Raw genomic sequence first — 4,763 nt, forward strand, 5'->3', positions numbered from 1 at the left:
GTGGCATGAACACAAACCAGATGCATCTTAGCTAAGCCGCAAACCTGTCCAGAAAGGCAGGACCACTTCAGTCAGACCGCACGCGCTGCGATCATGCGGGGGGCCGAAGAGAACGCCCTGCCGTTTTGAGCGGAGTTGTTCGTGTATCTAAGGGTATTACAAACCTGTTGAAAAATGTTAAGGTCTGCGGAGGTAAAACTTATGCGACGGTTACTATCTGAGACCATAAATGGGGCCCCAATTTATGGAATTTCTGCTAACCCCCAACCATTATCGGATATGCCCAGCATCTTCACACCTACACAGTGGCTTTCAGAGAACCTGCGGCGGCTGCATGAATAGGAGTTGCGAAATGCTCAAAGCAAGGGGTTTGGACGACGACCGGTGCCCTCTGCCCCACGACCTTCGTCCAGAATGTGGTGCAGGCTCTGCTCATGGCTCGAAATGCAAAAGAAAGGTCGTTGCCGGGAAGTCCAAGTGCAGTCACCACGGTGGCGCATCTACTGGACCAAGAACGGCGGAAGGCCTTGAACGCATCTCAAGAGGGCAAATTAAACGTTGGGCAGAATACCGGAGAGTGAAGAACGCCGGCGGATAGTATTACCTTTCTTTCTCCCGAGGAATTCTTCATCCAACAATACAGAAAGCGTTCCTATATCTTCTAGCAGGATAAAAGCGCCGTTATATCCCCGTCTGTCATTCGACCGCGAACAGACTGACGATGATGCACTGTGAGTTTAGGTTTGCAATCAAACATCACGCTTTTGAGGGTATTCTTCCAGGCAGGTTGGTTTCTAGCTTTGGTGTCAGCTGTCACTTCCGGCCCATAGCCGCCGCGCACAGTAAAATCAGATGCTGCGATGCAGCTTCCCCAAAGCGGACCTTCAGCGCTAAAAACGGCTCAAGGCAACGATTGAGGTGCCCCGAGTTTCCTGCACGAGTGCGCGTCAGCGCACACTTGATCGAAGCTGTCACCGGCGGCAACGTCTGGGCCAAGAGTTTCGACCGTGCCATGGTCGATAGTTTCGAGACGCAGCCACTAGTCGGGCGCGCCGTTGTAACCTGCCTTGCGCCGCAGATCGACCGGGCCGAAGCCGTGCGGACGCGCGTGTCAGCGCCCGAGGATCTGACCGCGCATAGATTGGCGCAGCGCGGCTGAAGTCATCAAATAGCAATTTTACCTGCTGCCCCAACTTCGCAAATGCTCTTCTCTTCTACGATGGTTCTGGGAAGCCTCTATCAATCGATGATCATATTGACGGCGACCAGTTCAAGTAGGCTTTCCACCTCTTTGTCCCAATTAGTTTCCTTGCGACTGCGATCAAATTGCAAACGGCATTGCCCGCAACTGGTGATAAAATGTTCAGCGCCGGTAGCTTCGACTTCCTTGCGTTTGATCTCGAAGGCTTGAAGACGCAGCGGCGCGGCGCGGGTATTGGCCAGAACACCGCCTCCACCACCGCAGCAGAAAGAGGTCTCTTCCGCGTTTTCAAGCTCGCGCAATTCCATTCCCAAGGCTTTCAAAACGACGCGCGATGCCCATCCCAGACCGCCACGCCGGATTTGCTGGCATGGGTCGTGAAAGGTCGCAGTCTCGCCCACTGGGCGCAGACGGATTTCGCCCATCTGAATGCGCTCTGCCAAAAGCTCGAGCGTGTGCAGTATCCGAATATCGCCAATCGGAGAGCCATACCAACGCGCGGCTTCCCAGCGCAACGCGCCCCAAGCGTGACCGCATTCCGGCAGCAGGATCGTCGTGGCCCCAATCTCGCGGGCCTTGTCGATCAGGCGGCAGGTCAATTCCCCCTGAAGTTCGGTATCCCCAGAAAGGTATCCAAAATTGGTGGCCTCAAAGGCAACGGAAGATAAGGTCCAATCGATGTTAAGGCTGTCGAGTATCCGGGCGAGTCCCGCAACCGAATTGTGGTGCTCATCAAGATCCCCCGGTGCCAAAGTCAGCAGCAAATCGGCTTTGGGTTTATCCAGCGGCAGAGTGATCGAGAACTCGGCTTCGATAGCGTGGATGGCTTTGACAAAATCCGCAGGCTCTCCGAAGGGGCTGTGTTTGGTTTTGGCATTCCCGGTAATTTGCGCCAGACGGTCGGGCAGCAGCCCTGCCTGAAACATGCCGTGGCGCGCCTCTTTCACCAGTTCAGCAATGTCGATCCCCATCGGACAGGCCAATGTGCAGCGCCCACACAGCGTGCAGGAGTCAAAGATCAACTCTTCCCATTCCTGCAACTCGGCAATGCTGACGACGGGTGCAATCCCGAACGCCCGTCTGATCCAACTGAACGGTCCCTGCGTCTGACTATAGGCCGCCTCGAACGGTTTGATCTTGTGAATTGGCGTATATTTGGCCTCGCCTGTTGCCAGATGGAAATGGCAGGCCTCGGCGCACAACCCGCAGCGCACGCAGGCATTCATGTAGCTTGACGCCCGAGGGCCGAATTCAGACACGAACCCTTCCATTGCGCTTGCGACCCGAACTGTATCGGGTATGTCGCCTTGCGCATCGAACGGCTGAGTGGTGGCAGGCTTGGTTTCAGTGGCCATTACGGCTCTCCTACATGCGGGTTCCGCGACGACCGGCAAGTGCGCCGGTGAAGCCGCGCGATAGAGGCCAGGTGAATGTGTGCATCAGGCTACTGAACGGGAAATAGATCAGCCAGATTTCGACAAACCCCAGATGAATGGCGCGCAGGATTACACTTTGTTCGCCCAATGCCATGCACCCGGTCAGCATCACGAAAAATGTGAGCCCGGCAGCAATATGATCGTCAGGGCGCGAAATCAGCCGAACGACCGGATCGACAGAACGCCTGACCCATAGCGCGAGCAGACCGGCAAACGCGAATTGTGCCGCAACGATGAACCCCCATCGCGGAAGGGTCGGCCATTCAAGCCCCAGAATATGATCACGAATGAAAGCCACGTGTGGAGCCGCAAAAAACAACAACGCAAAAAGACTCAGATGAAAGGCATATCCCGCGATTATCACGAACCATACGCGCCCTTGCTTCAGAAAAGCCCGTCGCGGCAAGAAATGTCCAAAAATCGCACGAACCGCACCAGCGCCAGGAGAGCCGACAGGCTGCGCCTGAGTTGGCGAGCGCCCTGTCGTGAGGATAACGAACATGCGCCACGCGCCAAACACGATAAAAATGCCGACAGAGACGGTCCACAGTGGGCCCTCAAGAAGTTCAATCATGCTCATGTGTCCGCCTTGCTTTCGATGGCTTCCATTTCGGACAACCAGAGATCGTGATGCGTGCGGGCCCAGTTTTCGTCGACATCGCCATTCACCATGCCTTCAATCGCACCCTCGGTGCCAATGGTGGCAAGATAGATGTGCCCAACTCCAAAGCCGATAAAGACAAGCGCAGCAATTGCATGCAAAAGCTCCGCCCGGTGCAGCAGGTCATGGGTGCCCAGATCATTTGGAAAACTCAAAATGATACCGGACGCGGACAAGGCGATCCCAGCTAGCGTAGCCGTCCAGAACCAAGCCTTTTCGCCGGCGTTGTAGCGGCCAGAGCTGGCATGCACCCCAAACATGCCACCACCTCAAATGACCCAGTTAATGTCGCTCCATGATGGAAAGTTGCCCCGCACGAATGTGAAAAACAGAGCCCCGAGTGACAAGATGAAAACTGGCCCGAACAAGTTATGGGCCTGCATTGACGCGGTGGCCAATATGCTGAAGGCAGATTTTCCGATCAATGGGATAAGCAACGGGCGTCCGAACAATAAAAGCAGCCCTGTGAAGCCAAGCAGCAGAAACAAGGTCGCTATGACCCAATGAACGACACGCTGCACCAAAGAGAACCGGGAAACCATTCGCCCTGATCGGCCACCATCTATTCGCAACCGTCCACGGATCAGATAAAACAAAGCAACAGCCGCAACGATCACCGCAAGCGCCGTACCGCCATATTGGATCAGCGGCCCTTCTGGGCGACGTAGTTCAGACCACCAGACGCCCTCAGCATTTATTAAAATGCCGTCTGTAACTTCGCTGCTGCTTGGAAGACCAGCCGCACCTTGCCTGATGGCGCGCCAGATATCACTATCACTTTGATCCCCGAGCGTGTTTTCAAGACCGGCCTCGGATGGAAACGATGGCGCAATTCCCTGAGCGTGTCCTTGTCCGGCGACGGCGAACAACAAACTGATCGTGAATAGCAGGCCCACTGCGCTCACCCTCAAGATGCCCGCAAACCTAGCATGCATCAGGAAAACGCCAAAACGAACGCATATGCTGGAAAGACGGCACAGCTGATTTGTTGTGAAACAGTCGACATTGCCCGCAACTCCCATTGCAAAAGTTGTATTCATAAATCTATATCTATTGATCGGACTAGCATCATTGATGCAGATCAATCGCCAGCTGCCTCCCCGCCCCTTCTTAATGAATACTGCAATGTGAATAGTTCCATAGACGGGGTTCGAGCGGACTTGCGCGGTGCAGAAATCAGTCTCGTTTCGAGCTTGGATGAGCATCCGTTTTCAATGTCGCAACCTTGTTGGCTACGCAAAGTCAAAAAAATGAATGATGACAGAGCGAAATCTTGAACTTGCTTCGAAGGCAACAAGAGGCCTCAACCTTTTGCAGCTGAGCGGTTATTTGTAGTGTCGATACCTTCTCGGAGGTCCGCTTTTGCCGCAACGCGAACGACATGTCGCACCCGCAGCGAACGGCCGCTTCCCGCCCTTCGTGAAGGCTGCCGCTTCCGGCCCATTGCTGCCGTTCACGTCCACCT

The 4,763-nt window shown here is 54.9% G+C and carries 7 protein-coding genes; 2 read left to right on the forward strand and 5 right to left on the reverse strand.

Features of this window, described 5'->3' with window-relative positions; all coding sequences use genetic code 11:
• The first annotated feature begins 352 nt into the window (after nucleotides 1-352).
• Nucleotides 353-598 (forward strand): HGGxSTG domain-containing protein, encoded by a 246-nt coding sequence (locus V7730_RS22820; protein WP_443070270.1) that lies wholly within the window; start codon nucleotides 353-355, stop codon nucleotides 596-598.
• Between the two features lie 360 nt (nucleotides 599-958).
• Nucleotides 959-1,159 carry a hypothetical protein gene (locus V7730_RS22125; protein ID WP_335749722.1) on the forward strand — a complete coding sequence of 67 codons (201 nt, stop codon included), beginning with the start codon at nucleotides 959-961 and terminating at the stop codon, nucleotides 1,157-1,159.
• An 80-nt stretch (nucleotides 1,160-1,239) separates the two neighbouring features.
• Here V7730_RS22125 and V7730_RS22130 read toward each other — a convergent pair whose 3' ends face one another.
• The 5 genes from V7730_RS22130 to V7730_RS22150 form a co-directional block, all read right to left on the reverse strand.
• Entirely contained in the window at nucleotides 1,240-2,556 is a 1,317-nt protein-coding gene (locus tag V7730_RS22130; protein ID WP_335749723.1) for a (Fe-S)-binding protein, read from the reverse strand.
• A 10-nt stretch (nucleotides 2,557-2,566) separates the two neighbouring features.
• A complete protein-coding gene (locus V7730_RS22135) occupies nucleotides 2,567-3,217 on the reverse strand; it encodes a hypothetical protein (RefSeq protein WP_335749724.1) in 651 nt (216 codons plus the stop codon).
• Nucleotides 3,214-3,558: a cytochrome b/b6 domain-containing protein gene (locus V7730_RS22140; RefSeq protein ID WP_335749725.1), complete on the reverse strand. Its 345-nt coding sequence runs from the start codon at nucleotides 3,556-3,558 to the stop codon at nucleotides 3,214-3,216. Before V7730_RS22140 ends, V7730_RS22135 begins: the two co-directional genes overlap by 4 nt.
• 9 nt (nucleotides 3,559-3,567) lie before the next feature.
• Nucleotides 3,568-4,338 (reverse strand): hypothetical protein, encoded by a 771-nt coding sequence (locus tag V7730_RS22145; RefSeq protein WP_335749726.1) that lies wholly within the window; start codon nucleotides 4,336-4,338, stop codon nucleotides 3,568-3,570.
• Between the two features lie 202 nt (nucleotides 4,339-4,540).
• Nucleotides 4,541-4,763, reverse strand: a 223-nt coding sequence (locus tag V7730_RS22150; protein ID WP_335749727.1) for a hypothetical protein, incomplete at its 5' end; no start/stop codon positions are given.

Origin of the sequence: Sulfitobacter sp. (assembly GCF_036961165.1) — a bacterium.
Classification (GTDB): domain Bacteria; phylum Pseudomonadota; class Alphaproteobacteria; order Rhodobacterales; family Rhodobacteraceae; genus Sulfitobacter.